Below are 16,692 nucleotides of genomic sequence, written 5' to 3'. Positions count from 1 at the left end.
TATTTACTATTAAACCCAATTATTTAAATGAAATTTTTATTTAAAGCATTGATTATGATGGTTATTCCATCAATCTATGCTCAAAATTCCGTCCAAGGAATTATTACCGATACAGATACCCAAGAACCCATTCCTTACGCCTCTGTGTATGTTCCTCAACTTGAAAAAGGAGCTGCCACAGATGAACAAGGAGTTTTTAAAATAGACAATCTACCCACAGGTAATTACAAAATCGTTGTCTCCATTGTTGGTTATGAAACCTATTCCCAAACCATTGAGATTCCAATTCCTGAAACTTTAGTAATACGTTTAAAATCGTCGGCAATTGAAATGGAAGAAGTAATCATTTCGACACCCTTTCACAAACTCCAAAGTGAGAATGTTATGAAGGTGGAACGTCAAAATGTTTCCGATTTAAAAAGTCAGGGAGCCGTAACACTTGCAGATGGGATTACCAACATAGCTGGTGTAGAAAGCGTTACCACAGGAACAGGAATAGGGAAACCGGTCATCAGAGGGCTTAGTTCAAATCGGGTTTTGGTATATACCCAAGGAGTTCGATTAGAAAACCAACAGTTTGGTAGCGAACATGGACTGGGCGTTAGTGATGCTGGAATAGAAAGTGTAGAAGTTATTAAAGGCCCTTCTTCACTTTTATATGGAAGCGATGCTTTAGGAGGAGTCCTTTACCTTAACCCAGAAAGATTTGCTTCTCAAAACAGTTCAGAAGGACATTTGGGTGCCACTTACTTTAGCAATACACTGGGTTATAACACTACTGCAGCTTATAAAGCGTCTGGTGACAAGTTCAAATTCTTGTTCAGAGGAAGTTTGGCAGAGCATTCCGATTATGAAACACCAAACTATCGAGTAACGAATACCCGATGGAATGAAAAGGATTTTAAAGGAGGTGTCGGCTTTCAGGATTCCAATTTCAAAACTGAATTTAGATACAATGTCAACCACAGCAAATTGGGTATCCCAGAAGAATTGACGTTACAGTCTAAAGCAAAATACCCCATGCTACCCTATCAAGATTTAACAAACCATGTGTTCAGTTCCAAATCAACGGTTTTCTTTGACAAATCGAGCTTAGAATTTAATCTAGGCTACATTTATAACAACCGTCAAGAATTTGAAGATGAGCACCACCACGAGGAACATGGCGAGGAAGAGGAAGACCACCATGAAGAAGAGGAACATGACGAGCATGAGGAAAACGAAGAGCTACATCCTGCACTTCAAATGAAATTAAAAACCTTTAATTATGATGTTAAGTATCATCTTCCCAAAATAGGAAGAACGGAAACCATTGTTGGGGTTCAAGGGATGCACCAAACCAATACAAATTATGGAGAGGAACAATTAATCCCAGATGCCACTACCAATGATGTAGGCGTTTTAGGAATGACCCACATTCATTTTGAAAAAGTAGATGTGCAAGTGGGCGCCAGATTTGACCACCGATCTATCGAATTACCAGAAGGTTTGCAACGTGAATTTAATAGTTTTAATGGTGCTATTGGTGCCAAAACCAATTTGGCAAAAAACGTGACAGCCAGATTCAATGTAGCCTCTGGATTTAGAGCCCCTAATTTAGCAGAGCTTACTTCTGATGGCGTTCACCATGGTTCTTACCGCTATGAGATTGGTAATGTAGATTTAAAGAATGAACAAAACATTCAGTTTGACCTTAATTTGGAATATAAAAATGACCACTGGGAGGTATTTGCCAATGGTTTCTATAACACAATCAACAATTACATTTTCTTATCTCCATTAGGAGAAGAAATACAAGAGTTTGCAGCTTATCAATATGTTCAAGATGATGCTGCTTTATATGGAGGAGAATTTGGCTTCCATTTTCATCCACACCCACTTGATTGGTTGCATGTTGAAAGTAGTTTTGAAACCGTAACCGGTAAACAACAGAACGATAACTACCTACCATTGATTCCAGCCAATTCTTTAAACAACACCATTCGTGTAGAATACAATACAGGTTGGCTTCAAAAAGGGTTTGCTTTTGTTAGATTAAAAACGACCTTTGATCAAAACCATGTAAGTCCGTTTGAAACCACAACAGCAGGATACCAACTGTTAAGTGCTGGTTTTGGAGGCACCATACAGGTGTTCAAAAGGGATTTGGATGTAACCATTTCTGGAAGCAATCTCCTTGATGAATCCTATATCAACCATCTTTCAAGATTAAAACCCGATGGTATTTATAATATGGGAAGAAACCTAACCTTTGGTTTATCTTACAGAATATAAAACAAAAAAAAGCTCAGTTTTACTGAGCTTTTTTCTTTAATTGTTGGACCTTACTTTAATGGGTTGAACCTCATTAGATTCTTTTTTGATAACATAGGTGTAAAGCCACATAAGGGTAAACGTAGGAATGATATCAAACCCTGGTAGCGCTTCCTCAATAAAGGAAATCACCCCTGCTACTTTACCTTTGGTTCCTTTGTACATATTGGCCATTAAATAACCAGATATAGGAGCCCAAATAATATCAAATAATGTAACCATACCAATAGCATCAAAAAGAATGCTTAAGGCTAATTTTTTATGCTTGCTTAAATTGCTTAAATTCATCATTTTCAGTTTAAAAGGTTACTATTATTATAACAAGAAGTGTACCAAAATAGATTAGGACAATTTTTCACTAATGAGCTTTAAAAACTCACTTCGAGTTTCAATCTTTTCAAACTGACCTCTAAAGCCAGAAGTTGTAGTAACAGAATTTTGCTTTTGCACCCCACGCATCATCATACACATATGAGACGCTTCAATCACCACGGCAACCCCTTGTGGTTCAAGGGTGTTATTAATACAATCCAGAATTTGTTCTGTTAGACGCTCTTGTACTTGAAGTCGTCGAGCAAAAACATCAACCACCCTAGGAATCTTACTTAAACCTACAATCCTGCCATTAGGAATGTAAGCGATGTGTGCTTTTCCAAAAAAAGGCAACATATGATGTTCACACAAGGAATATAACTCAATATCCTTAACAATAACCATCTCATTATAAGATTCTTCAAACATGGCACTCTTTAAGATTTCAGCAGCATCTTGATGGTAACCTTGTGTAAGGAATTGCATTGCTTTGGAAGCCCGTTCAGGAGTCTTTACAAGTCCATCCCTAGTGACATCTTCCCCCAAATCAGCAATAATACTTTTATATCGTGCCTTCACATCATCTGTGACTTGCATATTATATTCTTCAAAATGTTTGTATAGCATAGCTGTGTGTTATTATAGGTTAAAATTAGTCAAAAAAATGAAACCCGCAGAAATCCATTTGCCTTAACAGTTGCATGGAAGGTTTTAACTTTTTTTTAAGACCATGAAGGAGGATGACCCTATAGTTTTGTCAAAATTTTTGTAACAATTAAACTGGTTACTTGTCTTTATAATATCAATCAAAAAGACGAATTACAAATCAATGAAAACCAACCTTCTTTGGGTACTCTTTTTTTTGGGAGTACTAACCATCCAAGCTCAAAACAAGGATAAAAAGCAATTGCACATTCAAAGAACTGAAACTGCTCCTAAAATTGATGGTGTTTTGGATGATGTTGCATGGGTAAATGCTGAAGCAGCCACAGATTTTGTGCAATTTAGGCCTGATGTAGGTAATGCTCCAAAAGATTACCAAACAACTCAAGTCAAGGTTACTTATGATGACCACGCCATCTATTTTGCGGCCTACCTGTATGATCACCCTGATGAAATAATGAAACAATTTAATCAAAGGGATAATTTTGGACAACAGGATTTCTTTGGAGTGGTATTAAACCCAAACAATGATGCACAAAACGATGCTGAATTTTTTGTTTTTCCAACAGGAAACCAAGCAGATGCCTCCTACTCTCCATATAATGGTGAAGATTTTAGTTGGAATTCTGTATGGGATAGTGCCGTAAAGTTAGTAGATGATGGTTGGATTGTCGAAATAAAAATTCCCTATAGATGTTTGCGTTTTGCCAACAAAGAAGTACAAACTTGGGGGTTACAATTTCATAGGCATTTTAGAACTACTAGGGAGCAGTACACTTGGAATCCTGTTGATCCTACTAAAGGAAACATAGGTTTATACCATGGTGAGATTATCGGTATTGAGAACATTAGTCCTCCTACCCGTCTTAGTTTTTACCCCTTTGCCTCTACCATTTTAGAAAGTTATGATGGTGAATTTGAAGATACTTATAATATAGGATTGGATTTAAAATATGGCATAAGTGAGAATTTCACATTGGATGCCACATTGATTCCGGATTTTAGTCAAGCCGCCTTTGATGATGTCGTTCTAAACTTAGGGCCATTTGAGCAAACCTTTGCCGAACAAAGACAATTCTTTACAGAAGGTGTGGATTTATTCAATAAAGGGAATCTATTTTATTCCCGTCGTGTTGGTGGAGCTCCGGTAGGAAATGTAGAATTGGAAGAGAACGAACAAATAAGAGAGTATCCAACTAAAATTAAAACCTTAAATGCCCTCAAGGTATCAGGAAGAACAAAAAAAGGTTTGGGAATAGGAGTCTTCAATGCCATCACTGAAAAAACTTATGCCACAATCGAAAATGTGCTGAATGGAGAAACCAGAAAAGAATTGATAGAACCTTTGGCTAATTACAACATCTTTGTACTAGACCAACAATTCAATAAAAACTCAACCGTGAGCTTGATCAACACCAATGTAACTAGAAATGGTCATTTTAGGGATGGTAATGTTACTGCTGGTCTCCTTAACTATACCAATAAAAGCAATACATATAATGTGGACGCTCAATTTAAAATGAGCAATATCAATGAAGAAGACGGTACGAAAACGGGTTGGAGTTCCATTTTGGGAATTAGTGAGATAAGTGGTAATTATAGGTTCAGCCTATACAATACCATGGCAGATGATGATTTTGACATTAATGATCTTGGTGTGAACCTAAGAAATAACTATAACAATTTCTCAGCTGATGCTTCTTATCGCATATTTGAACCAACAGAAAAGCTCAATAATTTCTACGTTGGTGTATGGGCCAATTACAATAGGCTTTACGACCCGGGTACCTACACAGGGATGAATTTGGGTGCTAGTTTTAATGCTACAAACAAAAAAATTAATTCTTACGGTGCCAACATCAATTTTGAACCAGGAAAACAATACGATTATTTTGAAGCCAGAACCAAAGGGAAATACTTTATCTATGAAAACTGGTACAATTTCAATTTGTGGTACTCATCAAATTACAACAAAACCTTTGCGCTAGACACTAATTTTGGTGGTGCGGGCCTTATAGAGACAGGAAGGGATATGTTTAATTATTGGTTTGGTGTTAGTCCTAGATTTAAATTAAGTGATCGACTATTAATCGTTTACGACTTTCAATTTGACAATGTTAATGGTGATCGAGGTTACACAACCAAATATCAAGAAGAAATAGTTTTTGGACAAAGAGACCAACGCACCATTGTAAACAGTCTTTCTGGGAGTTATAATTTCAATGCTTACCATGCTTTGACACTCACCTTTAGAAATTATTGGTCAACCGTCAACTACAATGATGAATTATTTACTTTGCAGGACAATGGGCATTTATCCAAGGAATTGGGACTGCGAAAATCAGACATCAATGACCCAGATATTAACTTCAACACATGGAATTTAGATTTCGGTTATTCTTGGCAGTTTGCTCCTGGTAGTCAGTTATCAGCTCTTTATAGAAACCAATTGTTTAGCTACACTTCAGAATCCTTAAAAACCTATGGACGTAGTATGAAGGATTTATTTGATGAGCCCTTCCAACATGTTTTTTCCCTTAAACTCATTTATTTTATCGATTATAACGATTTGAAGCAAGCTTTTAAAAAGAATGAAAATTCCTAAAATTTCAGTAAAGTTGACCACCAAATCAACATAAAATGGTATTTTCACACTCATACTAAAAGTAATATGATTCAGGCAAAAAATATCCATAAATATTTTGATGGATTACATGTTTTAAAGGGAGTTGATCTACATATTGATAAAGGATCTGTTGTTTCTATAGTGGGTGCTTCTGGGGCTGGAAAAACTACTTTGCTCCAAATTTTGGGTACTTTAGATAAAGGTTCGTCTAAAGATCCTTACGAATTGATTATCAATGGAGAAAATGTCCATTTAATGAAAGAAAGAGCTTTGGCGCGATTTAGAAACGAACATATAGGTTTTATTTTTCAGTTTCATCAATTATTGCCAGAATTTACAGCGCTTGAAAATGTATGTATTCCGGCTTTTATTAAAAAAACAAAGAAGGAAGAAGCTGAAAAAAGAGCTAAAGAATTATTATCCTTCTTAGGCTTGCAACACAGATACGGCCACAAACCAAACGAATTATCAGGGGGAGAACAACAACGTGTTGCGGTTGCCAGGGCTTTAATCAATAATCCTGGGCTTATTTTTGCGGACGAACCTTCGGGTAATTTAGATAGTGAATCAGCAGAAAATCTTCACAATCTATTTTTTAAACTTCGAGATGAATTCGGACAAACTTTTGTGATCGTAACCCATAATGAAGAATTGGCTGATATGGCCGACAGAAAATTGACAATGGTGGATGGAAATATAATTTCTTAGTTTTCTACGGTTTATAGTGTTTATTACTTTATAATCACTATCTTAGAAAATTAGATCCCTTAAAAAAAACCATGCAAACCTCAATCGTTAATTTTGATGAAAAAAAACGTCTGAAAGCCGTTAAAAGTTATCAATTAAGTAGAAGCCAAAATAGCTCTGATTTCAATAATATCACAGATTTGGCTATTGCAGCCACCAATTTACCCATTTCATTAATTTCCATTGTCGATGAGAATGATGTGTGGATAAAATCCGCAAAAGGAATGAATATTTGCAGTACGCAAAAGGAGTTTTCATTTTGCAATCATGCCATTGGAGATCCAGAGGACATCTTTATTGTTGAAGACGCTACCATCGATCCCCGATTCTTGAATAATCCATTTACACAAACTGGAACTAACCCTGTTATCTTTTATGCAGGAGTAAGTTTAATTGATAAAAATAATTACCGAATTGGTACGCTTTGTGTCGTGGATAGCAAACCCAATAGAATTAGCAAGGAACAAAAAGATGTTTTGATGCTATTGGCTAAACAAACGGTTAAACTTATTGAACTAAACAGATACAATAAAAGGTTAAAACGTACCAGAAAAAAACTGTCAGAGAAAAACAAGCAACTTAAAGATTTTGCTGGCCAGGTGGCTCATGATATGAAAATGCCTTTGGCTAATATGATTGTTACCTCAGACATCATAAAATCTAAATACAAATCTCAATTGGATAGTCAGGGAGTAGGTTATTTAAACAACTTAAAATCTTCTTCCCTCTCTTTGAGTGATTATATCAACAATCTATTGGGTTATTACGAGAGTAATACTTTTGAAAGTACTTTCCCTTCTGAGACCTTCTCCTTAAACCAACTTATTGAAGAGGTCATTGATATTTTAAATATTAAGATCAATTGCAGTATTGAAATTCCCAAAGAAGACATTGAATTACATACAAATAAGGCTGCTTTGGAGCAAATTCTCATAAACCTTTTGACCAATAGTCTGAAATACAATGATAAGGACGATCCAGAAATTATTATAGATCAAGAACGAAAGGATTCTCATGTGATTATTAGTGTAACTGATAATGGAATGGGTATCCCCAAGGAAAAAAAGAAACAGATTTTTGAGTTATTCTCAACCTTGGAGCACGTAGACCGGTTTGGCAACAAAGGCCATGGTATAGGACTCTCAACGGTAAAGAAATTAGTGAATAGTTTGGGTGGCAAAATAAGAGTTAAATCCCAATTGGGTCAAGGAACGTCCTTTATCTTTTCAATCAAAACCGAATAACATTTTCAACGCTATTATTTATCAGCTTTATTGTTGATAAAAAATCTTTAATTTTTTATTCAGACCTAACATTTGAGGTTGATAACTCGTATTTTTAAAGGTACTATAAACCTATGAAGATATGCGTATTGAATATGAAATTAAGCTGGGATTCAAAGATGTCATGTTTCGCCCTAAAAGATCTACACTAAAAAGTCGGTCTGAAGTAGATTTAGAAAGAGAATTCACATTTCTAAACAGTGGATATAAATGGAAAGGCATACCCATTATGGGAGCCAATATGGATACTGTTGGCACCTTTGAAATGGCTCAAGCCTTGGCAAAGAAGAATTTGTTCACCGCTATTCATAAACATTATTCTTTAGAGCAATGGCAGTCTTTCATTCAAACATCTCATACTACTATCTACGACCATATTGCTGTCAGCACGGGAACAGGGCAAATGGATTCGGACAAACTTAAGAAATTATTTCATACACTTCCTGAGTTAAGGTTTATCTGTATTGATGTGGCTAATGGTTATTCTGAGCATTTTGTGGAATTTGTCAAAAAAACACGAGAACAGTACCCCGATAAGGTCATTATAGCTGGCAATGTCGTTACAGGCGAAATGGTTGAAGAATTATTACTCTCTGGCGCAGATTTGGTAAAAGTAGGAATTGGACCAGGATCTGTTTGTACGACACGTGTAAAAACAGGTGTAGGATATCCGCAATTATCAGCTATCATAGAATGTGCTGATGCCGCACATGGTTTGGGAGGACAAATTATAAGTGATGGTGGATGCACGTCACCTGGTGATGTAGCAAAAGCGTTTGGTGCTGGTGCTGATTTTGTCATGCTTGGGGGTATGTTGGCTGGACATGATGAAAGTGGCGGAGAAATTATTCGAAAGGATGGGAAAGTTTTTAAACAATTCTATGGTATGAGTTCTTCAACTGCCATGGAGAAACACGTGGGTGGTGTAGCCGAATATCGGGCCAGTGAAGGAAAAACTGTAGAAGTTCCTTATCGCGGAGAGGTAGAAAACACCTTGCAAGATATTTTAGGTGGGCTTAGAAGCACCTGTACTTATGTTGGTGCACAACGATTAAAAGAGCTTACTAAGCGAACAACCTTTATAAGGGTTTCTGAACAGGAAAATCAAATTTACACATAAAAATAAAGCCTTGATTTCTCAAGGCTTTTTATATTAAGCGTGCTTTAGACTCCTTACGTGGTATTCTACTAAACCTTCAATTGGTCTTCTAATAAAATTTCCTGGTTTAAAGCCCATTTCTTCAGCGACTTCTATAATCTCATCCTTAGCAAAAAATGCAATGGATCCTGCAAAATGAACTGGTGCCGTTTTAAGCTCCTCCTTGAATTGCATAATCATGTTTCTTGCAAAAGATCTAAATCCTCTTTTAATAAGCTCCTTCATGTATTCTGACTCTTTATTCAAAATCATGAATTCAGCAAAACCAGCCAAATAAGCATTAGGATTAGGTTGTTTGTATAAATTGTACTTAATGTGATCCGCTTCCAAATTATACTTGTGCTCAAAGGCCACACTTAAGTTTGATGGCATGTGGTTATAGTAATAGTCCTTAATCAGCTCTTTACCATAGTAATTTCCACTTGCTTCATCCATTAAGCTATACCCTAAGGACTTTACTCTTTGATGTAGTTTAGTTCCATCATAATAGCTACAATTAGATCCCGTACCCATAATGCAAACCACTGCGGCTTCGTCATCATGATTAATGGTAGATCGAACCGCTGCCATTGTATCCTCTTCTATTTCTACATGAGTAGAAAGAAAAATTTCATTCAGAACTTCTCTAAGCGCTTGCTTAGGTTTCTCTGTGCCACAACCTGCTCCATAAAAATATAAATGGGTGGCTTTATCCCTAAACGCCATCAGCTCTTCGCTCTCTAAAATTCGTTCACGAAGCTGATCTTGTTCAAGAATGGCAGGATTTAAACCTTTAGTCCTGATTTTCTCGGAAATTTGGTTTCCATTAAGGTCAACTGGCATCCAATCGCACTTAGTGGAACCGCTATCAACTATTAAAATCATAATTATATAAAGATACAAAAAAACCGCAGTAAGAAGTTCAGTCGCCCAAATGTTACTGCGGCCTTAATTCGTATATAAATTAAATTATAGTTTATTAACGTAAAGGGCTAAATCCACTAATTTGTTGGAATATCCAAATTCGTTATCATACCAAGATACTACTTTAAAGAAAGTAGAGTTCAATTCGATTGCTGCATCAGCATCAAAAATACTTGTTCTAGCATCACTCACAAAGTCTTGTGAAACTACCAATTCATCTGTATATCCTAATACACCTTCCATGTCTCCTTCAGAAGCAGCCTTGAATGCCTTTTTGATTTCTTCTAAAGAAGTTTCTTTTTCCAATTTCACTGTTAAATCAACAACAGACACATCTGCGGTAGGAACACGGAACGCCATACCTGTTAATTTACCATTCAATTCTGGAATTACTTTGCCTACCGCTTTAGCAGCACCGGTAGAAGCTGGAATGATGTTCAATAAAGCACTTCTTCCACCTCTAAAATCTTTTCTTGATGGTCCATCTACTGTCAACTGTGTAGCTGTAGTAGCATGAACAGTAGTCATTAAAGCTTCAACAATTCCAAAGTTGTCATTTAATACTTTGGCAACTGGAGCCAAACAGTTTGTAGTACAAGATGCATTAGATACAATCGTATCAGATGCTTTAGCTTCTTTATGGTTTACACCCATTACAAACATAGGTGCATCTTTACTTGGAGCAGAGATTACAACTTTTTTAGCACCCGCATCAATATGGTATTGTGCTGTATCCAAAGTAGTAAAAATACCTGTACATTCTGCAACTACATCGGCACCTACTTCATCCCATTTAAGAGCTTTTGGATCTCTTTCAGCAGTAATTCTGATGGTTTTTCCATTAACTACTAAATGGCCGTCTTTTACTTCTATCGTTCCATCGAATTTTCCATGAACCGAATCATATTCTAATAAGTATGCTAAGTGATCTACATCAAGTAAATCATTGATAGCTACTACTTCTACATCTGGTCTGTTAACGGTAGCTCTAAAAACTATTCTTCCTATTCTTCCGAATCCGTTAATTCCTAATTTTAGTGTTGACATATTATTTAATTAAATTTTATGTGGTCATGATATCTGACACACGTAACAGTTCTAAGTTTATTTTTGATTGTCCTTTTATGGCTTGATCTAATGGAGTCAATGACATTTTATCATCATTAAGACCAACCATGAAATTGCTTTTTCCTTCCAATAGGCTCTCTACTGCTTTTACTCCCATTCTACTTGCTAGTACACGGTCAAAACAAGACGGTGAACCACCACGCTGCATGTGGCCTAAAACAGAGACACGCACCTCATATTCGGTAAGATTTTCTTCTACATAATCTCTTAGTTCAAAGACACTCTTACCAATTTTATCTCCTTCAGCTACGATTACGATACTAGAAGTTTTTCCCGTACGTCTACTTCTTCTAAGAGATTCCAAAAGTCTATCTAATCCTAAATCTTCCTCAGGAATCAATATTTCTTCTGCTCCAGCACCTACTCCCACATTTAAGGCAATATGACCAGCATCACGTCCCATAACTTCAATAAAGAATAAACGGTTGTGAGAACTAGCTGTATCCCTAATTTTGTCAATTGCATCAACCACTGTATTTAAAGCGGTATCGTATCCTAAAGTGTGTGAAGTTCCGAAAATATCATTATCAATGGTTCCCGGAATTCCAATTACTGGAAAATTGTATTCACTATTGAAAATTAATGAACCAGTAAAAGTTCCATCTCCTCCAATAGCCACTAAGGCATCGATATTCTCTTTTTTAAGTTGTTCATAGGCCTTTTTTCGACCTTCTGGAGTACGAAATTCATCGGATCTTGCTGACTTTAAAATCGTTCCTCCTTTATTGATGATATCTTTTACACTTCTAGCATTCATGGGTTTAAAATCACCCTCAATCATCCCCTGATACCCTCGATAAATTCCTACACTTTCAATCTGATGGTAGGCACAGGTTCTTACTACCGACCTGATAGCGGCATTCATTCCTGGAGAATCTCCTCCAGAGGTGAAAACACCAATTTTTTTTATGCTTTTTGACATGATTTTTATCTTTCGGAAAGTAAAACTACTAAACAAAATGGAATTAAAACATGCTCTTTATCATTTATTTAGAGCATTCTTTGAATTCAATCGTTTTCGTTAATAATTTTTTAGAAATTGTTATAAAAATTGATCAAAAAAACAAAATTGGGGTATTATTCGTCGTTGTCTTTTTTGAATCCCATGTAGTCAGGAAGTACTTCATTATCTTGAATTTCTTCCTCTTTTTTCTCCTCTTCAACTTTTGGAGTTTTTACTTTGCCAGTGAAGATTTTTTGAAGCAATTCCCTAAATGTATCAAAATCGACACTGTAGGTAATTCCCAGTCCTTGTGTATACCCTATTTCTTCACCTAAATTACGAATACTGTTTTCTCTATTAAATACCGTAGCTGTTAGAGTTCCTTCTTCATTGAGTAAAAAATCAATTTGTACATCACCAGCGATAACAGATTGTTCCGCACCACCTACCGGCACCCCCACTTTACTATTAAGGACAATGCGGTCACTAATATTGGTTTGAAGTGTTAACCCTACCCTATCATCCGATTGATATTCTGGAGTAACTTGGCCCGCTTCATAATTAACACCTACATTTAATTTACCACCATCACTTGACAATATATTATTGACAATACCATTAAGCCGTTCTGCAAATGTACCAGTGAAATTAACGTTAGCCCCTCTACTAGAGAAAGAACCTGTTGCCAATAAAAATAAAGCTTGGTTATCCCTTTCCTCTTTAGCTTCCAGTCTATAATTCAACTCTGATTTTACGGTAGAATTTACATTTGGAAATTGGAAATCAAAATTGATATCAGGACGTTCTAATTTACCTGATAAAGCTGTGACTAGATTGACATCGATACTTCTATTAATAGGATTATCTAATAGGGGTGAAGGATTGGCTCTAGTTTTGTACAAGGCTTTGATATCTACTCTTGCGTCTAAAGGGTCCCCTTCCCATATTAAATTTCCTTCTAGTACATTAAATGTTTTTTGAACCACACCACCGTATCTAAAGTTATATACCCCGTCAATCACTACAAAATCTCCATACATATTAAACTTTCCGTTGGTATTGATATCAATCAAAAGGGCTCCTTCTCCTCTACCCCTTATAGTACTTTTGGAAACAGGATCAATCACTATTTCAATTTCGGCATCTCGAGTAATATCCAAATCAAAATCCAGTTCCAAACCTTTTACATCCCTAGCTATAAATTCTTCCCCCTTCAATTTGGCCGCCTTTTCTTCTGGAGATAAAAAGTGAATATAGGAATTGTCACCAATTGTTTCAGTTTCACTTAAAGGAATGACAAATACGGTTCCAGGATTGGTTTCTGCAATGACATCAATAACCAATTCATCAGATGGCCCTTTAATGGTTGCAGATCCATCGATAAAAGCCGTTCCGTAATAGAGTGCATCTTCTTTTGCTTCTGTATTAAGAACCAATAAATTGTCACTTGAAATAGCCAAATCAAGCCTCCAGTCCGAAAAATTGGTATGAGAAATGGAACCATCTATCTTGCCCTTGGTTTGATAAACAGAATCTGTAACATCCAATGAATTAAACATAAAACTCTGTTTAGCCAACGTCACTTCTGATTGATCTGCAAATTGAAAATCGGTGTTCAATTCAACGATATTCATTCCTCCTTTATTAAGGATTAAATCTCCAAAGAAATCAGGATCACTTAAACTTCCACGGGCTATAGCTGTACCCGTTACTTCTCCCCTTATATTATTGATGACATCATCTAAAAATGGATTTAATAGGTCTAGTTTAAACTTATTAAATATCAAATCCAACTCCATGGAGGTATCCCTCTGATCTGAATTAATGACCCCTATTATTTCAAAAGTTTTTTTAATATCATCTTTTATGGTTACATGCACGTTGTATTTACTTAGGTCTTCATTACCAACAATGTTCGCATTAAAAGCACCTAAAAACATTTCATTAACCACCAAATCATCTACAGTTATCGAAGAAGAAGGCAAGTATTTTCCCTTTATTTGATCAATATCCAAGCTACCGTTTACTTTCCCTTCTAAGGAAAGATCTTCAACTTCTGGTGTTATATGACTTAAATAAACATCTTTAAAATGCAGCTGAATATCCTTAAATGTAGAATCTTTTGAGCTCCCTGTTAGCATGATCTCCTCTTCTTCATGAACCATTTTTAAACGATCCACTTGAAACTCTTTAAAATCGTGGTCAAACTCAAACCTATTTAAATTATTATTTTCCTTATTGATGATCCATTTATTGTTTCTAAAAGTAACATCAGAATGTTTAAAACCTATTACTGAACGGTTCTCCTCATTAATTGTATGGTAGAAGTTTATGTTATACTCATCCTTGTTGTTTTGCCCTCCCTTGAACTCTGTTCGTATATGCAGAGTATCTCGGAATGTTTTATTTATCAAACTAAACTCAGATAAATTATAATATTTTGTGTTTAAGCTATCTACCTCAATGTAGGCGTTATAGATTGGGTTTTTGTTATCCAACTGCAGTTCCAAACCTTCGGCAAAATAGTCAAACAACTTAATTTCGGGAGATTTGAACACCAATTGAAACTCCTCCTGATTGCTTTCAACACGCCCCTTTATAAAGGTATCCTTCCCTAGATTCAAATCAGGTATAAAAACTTCAATAATCTTGTTATAAATATTAAAGTTGAAATCAATATGCTGATTAGGTTTTACCTTGTAGGGTTTAAAATTTGAATAATTACTACCTATAGCATTTTTGAAAAGCTTGGGAATCTCTTCAAAAACAAAAACACCACTTAATTTTCCTTGAATGATATCTGGCGAGTTAACAGTTATGACACGCTCTTGCCCATTGAACCTTGAAGAGATTTCAAAATCATTAAAGACATATTCATCAGTTTCATTTTTATATACCGTGTTTGAGAAATAAATAACACCCTCGGCATCATTGATCCCATAACCATTCATTTGCATATCGATATATCCCTTGAATATGGAAATGCTATCATTTTTAGCAAAATTCAGGGCCTTAAGGTTTGCATATTGAACATCAGCTACAAAATCATAGGAATTAGATTTTTCCTGAAAACTAATTAAACCGTTAAATTCCAGATTTAGATTTTCGTCACGCGAAACCAGAGATCCATTATAAAAGTCACTTGTTAAGTCTCCTGCAACTGCAACTTTTTTATAGGAGTAATCGTTATAATTAAGATTAAAAATTTCTCCATCGATGTGTGTATTTAAATTCTCTCTCGTAAATCCTTTTCCGTCTATGTCCAAATTAAATGAAGTTACTCCCAAGGACCTATCTTCTACAAAAACACCTAAATCAAACTCATCAAAAACCACATTACCTATATAAGATGCATTATCAATATCATTTATTTTTTGCAATTCTAAATCAGAAACTATCAATCCCAAATCAGTCAAAATCTCAACGTCAGCTTTGACCATGGTAGAAGTAATTTCTGTTTGTCCTTCAATTCTAAAATCTCCAAGACGATCAAAAGACGATGGAATGGCTTCTCCCAAGACATTAGGCAAAAGAGCCTTTAAATCTCTATAATTAGAAGTTAAATTGGTAAAGTCACCATTCATGTAAAAATTGTCAGCAGCGGCGTTAAATAAATTTTTAAAATTTATATCCCCATAGATTTTACTCCTTGAACTAGTTGTAGTTCTTAAATCACGGACCTGCATATCATTTAAGGTTCCTGATATTTTGGCGCTCAGCTTAGCTCTTTGATTGATTCCAAACTCATTATAGAAGTGATTAAGTTCATTTAAAGCAATATCTGCTTTTTCAAATGTAGCATCGACTTGGACCTTATCAGTAAAATAAGCTAAATCTTCTCTATTATATAGGAATTTAACTTCACCCTCTAACTCAGAATTAGTTGTTTTGATACTCAAATTTTCAAGTAAAATATTGGAAGGTGTATATGTGAAATCACTTATTAAATTGTCTATATGTAAACCTCTGCTATCATCGCAAGTAAGTTGATTGATACGCATACTTACATTACTCCCATTAATTAAGAAATTGGTTGTATTGATTCCAATATTTGTGAATTCCAATATTTCAGGAGTTTCCTTGTTCTCATCAATCAACCTAAAAACACCATCATAAATACTCACATCGCTAGAAGACATCAAAAAATGGCTAGGTTCTTCACTAGGTGGATCCTCGTCAAAAAGAGCTACAAATCGGTCGAGATTGGTTTCCACTTCCCCTTGATAAGTCTTTAAATTAAACACCAAGCCATAAACATCAATGTCCCCAAATGCCAATTTAGAATCCATTACATTTTTGAAATTAATAATGGAGGTATTGATTTCGTCTGCTCCAAAAAGTGTGTCCTTCGTATAATCTTTTACTAAAACCTCTTTTAATTCAACGTCACCATTAAATTGAAGCCCTACTTTACCAATATGAATGTCTGTTCCGAAATCTTCATTAAGTCTATTGGTTGCATAATTTCCTAAAGCGGTCTGTACGGGGGGAATAGAAAGTATCAAAACTAATATGATAAATAGCAGTACAATAATGCCTGCAATCTTTGCGAGTATTTTTAAATATTTTTTGATACGTTTTAAAGTTATAACTTTGGAGTCAAAATTAACAATTA

Annotated in this window: 11 protein-coding genes; 5 read left to right on the top strand and 6 right to left on the bottom strand. The window is 35.4% G+C overall.

The window, feature by feature from the left end; translation table 11 throughout:
- The first annotated feature begins 27 nt into the window (after nucleotides 1–27).
- Nucleotides 28–2,274, top strand: coding sequence for a TonB-dependent receptor (locus GZ212_RS06345; protein WP_166958295.1), 2,247 nt, complete (start codon nucleotides 28–30; stop codon nucleotides 2,272–2,274).
- 36 nt (nucleotides 2,275–2,310) lie between these two features.
- Here GZ212_RS06345 and GZ212_RS06340 read toward each other — a convergent pair whose 3' ends face one another.
- Nucleotides 2,311–2,601 (bottom strand): hypothetical protein, encoded by a 291-nt coding sequence (locus GZ212_RS06340; RefSeq protein ID WP_166959031.1) that lies wholly within the window; start codon nucleotides 2,599–2,601, stop codon nucleotides 2,311–2,313.
- Between the two features lie 54 nt (nucleotides 2,602–2,655).
- Complete coding sequence (gene folE / locus GZ212_RS06335; RefSeq protein ID WP_053969888.1) at nucleotides 2,656–3,252, bottom strand: GTP cyclohydrolase I FolE; 597 nt, start codon at nucleotides 3,250–3,252, stop codon at nucleotides 2,656–2,658.
- A 202-nt stretch (nucleotides 3,253–3,454) separates the two neighbouring features.
- Here folE and GZ212_RS06330 point away from each other — a divergent pair, with 202 nt between their 5' ends.
- The 4 genes from GZ212_RS06330 (at nucleotide 3,455) to GZ212_RS06315 (ending at nucleotide 9,064) form a co-directional block, all read left to right on the top strand.
- The gene (locus GZ212_RS06330) at nucleotides 3,455–5,893 is read left to right on the top strand and encodes a DUF5916 domain-containing protein (RefSeq protein ID WP_166958293.1); all 2,439 of its coding nucleotides are present in this window, start codon (nucleotides 3,455–3,457) and stop codon (nucleotides 5,891–5,893) included.
- A gap of 66 nt (nucleotides 5,894–5,959) precedes the next feature.
- Nucleotides 5,960–6,622 carry an ABC transporter ATP-binding protein gene (locus tag GZ212_RS06325; protein ID WP_166958291.1) on the top strand — a complete coding sequence of 221 codons (663 nt, stop codon included), beginning with the start codon at nucleotides 5,960–5,962 and terminating at the stop codon, nucleotides 6,620–6,622.
- Nucleotides 6,623–6,693: 71 nt separating this feature from the next.
- Complete coding sequence (locus GZ212_RS06320; protein WP_166958289.1) at nucleotides 6,694–7,905, top strand: ATP-binding protein; 1,212 nt, start codon at nucleotides 6,694–6,696, stop codon at nucleotides 7,903–7,905.
- A gap of 121 nt (nucleotides 7,906–8,026) precedes the next feature.
- Nucleotides 8,027–9,064, top strand: coding sequence for a GMP reductase (locus GZ212_RS06315; protein ID WP_166958287.1), 1,038 nt, complete (start codon nucleotides 8,027–8,029; stop codon nucleotides 9,062–9,064).
- Between the two features lie 33 nt (nucleotides 9,065–9,097).
- Here the strand turns inward: GZ212_RS06315 and GZ212_RS06310 are convergent, their stop codons facing one another.
- The 4 genes from GZ212_RS06310 to GZ212_RS06295 form a co-directional block, all read right to left on the bottom strand.
- Nucleotides 9,098–9,967, bottom strand: coding sequence for an N-acetylglucosamine kinase (locus tag GZ212_RS06310; RefSeq protein ID WP_053969883.1), 870 nt, complete (start codon nucleotides 9,965–9,967; stop codon nucleotides 9,098–9,100).
- Nucleotides 9,968–10,051: 84 nt separating this feature from the next.
- Nucleotides 10,052–11,053 (bottom strand): type I glyceraldehyde-3-phosphate dehydrogenase, encoded by a 1,002-nt coding sequence (gene gap / locus GZ212_RS06305; protein WP_053969882.1) that lies wholly within the window; start codon nucleotides 11,051–11,053, stop codon nucleotides 10,052–10,054.
- A 16-nt stretch (nucleotides 11,054–11,069) separates the two neighbouring features.
- Complete coding sequence (gene pfkA, locus GZ212_RS06300) at nucleotides 11,070–12,056, bottom strand: 6-phosphofructokinase (protein ID WP_166958285.1); 987 nt, start codon at nucleotides 12,054–12,056, stop codon at nucleotides 11,070–11,072.
- 155 nt (nucleotides 12,057–12,211) lie between these two features.
- Nucleotides 12,212–16,582: a translocation/assembly module TamB domain-containing protein gene (locus tag GZ212_RS06295; RefSeq protein ID WP_240923771.1), complete on the bottom strand. Its 4,371-nt coding sequence runs from the start codon at nucleotides 16,580–16,582 to the stop codon at nucleotides 12,212–12,214.
- Nucleotides 16,583–16,692: the final 110 nt, after the last annotated feature.

Source organism: Mangrovimonas sp. CR14 (genome assembly GCF_011764015.1).
GTDB classification, from domain to species: domain Bacteria; phylum Bacteroidota; class Bacteroidia; order Flavobacteriales; family Flavobacteriaceae; genus Mangrovimonas; species Mangrovimonas futianensis.
The sequence above is the reverse complement of the archived record's forward strand: the minus strand, read 5'-3'. Positions and strand labels throughout refer to the sequence as shown.

Bases quoted from the DNA above. Each gene is read 5' to 3' on its own strand.
- GZ212_RS06330 (WP_166958293.1), top strand. From the start codon at position 3,455: ATGAAAACCAACCTTCTTTGGGTACTCTTTTTTTTGGGAGTACTAACC.
- GZ212_RS06320 (WP_166958289.1), top strand. From the start codon at position 6,694: ATGCAAACCTCAATCGTTAATTTTGATGAAAAAAAACGTCTGAAAGCC.
- pfkA (WP_166958285.1), bottom strand. From the start codon at position 12,056: ATGTCAAAAAGCATAAAAAAAATTGGTGTTTTCACCTCTGGAGGAGAT.
- GZ212_RS06340 (WP_166959031.1), bottom strand. From the start codon at position 2,601: ATGAATTTAAGCAATTTAAGCAAGCATAAAAAATTAGCCTTAAGCATT.
- folE (WP_053969888.1), bottom strand. From the start codon at position 3,252: ATGCTATACAAACATTTTGAAGAATATAATATGCAAGTCACAGATGAT.
- gap (WP_053969882.1), bottom strand. From the start codon at position 11,053: ATGTCAACACTAAAATTAGGAATTAACGGATTCGGAAGAATAGGAAGA.
- GZ212_RS06315 (WP_166958287.1), top strand. From the start codon at position 8,027: ATGCGTATTGAATATGAAATTAAGCTGGGATTCAAAGATGTCATGTTT.
- GZ212_RS06310 (WP_053969883.1), bottom strand. From the start codon at position 9,967: ATGATTTTAATAGTTGATAGCGGTTCCACTAAGTGCGATTGGATGCCA.
- GZ212_RS06325 (WP_166958291.1), top strand. From the start codon at position 5,960: ATGATTCAGGCAAAAAATATCCATAAATATTTTGATGGATTACATGTT.
- GZ212_RS06345 (WP_166958295.1), top strand. From the start codon at position 28: ATGAAATTTTTATTTAAAGCATTGATTATGATGGTTATTCCATCAATC.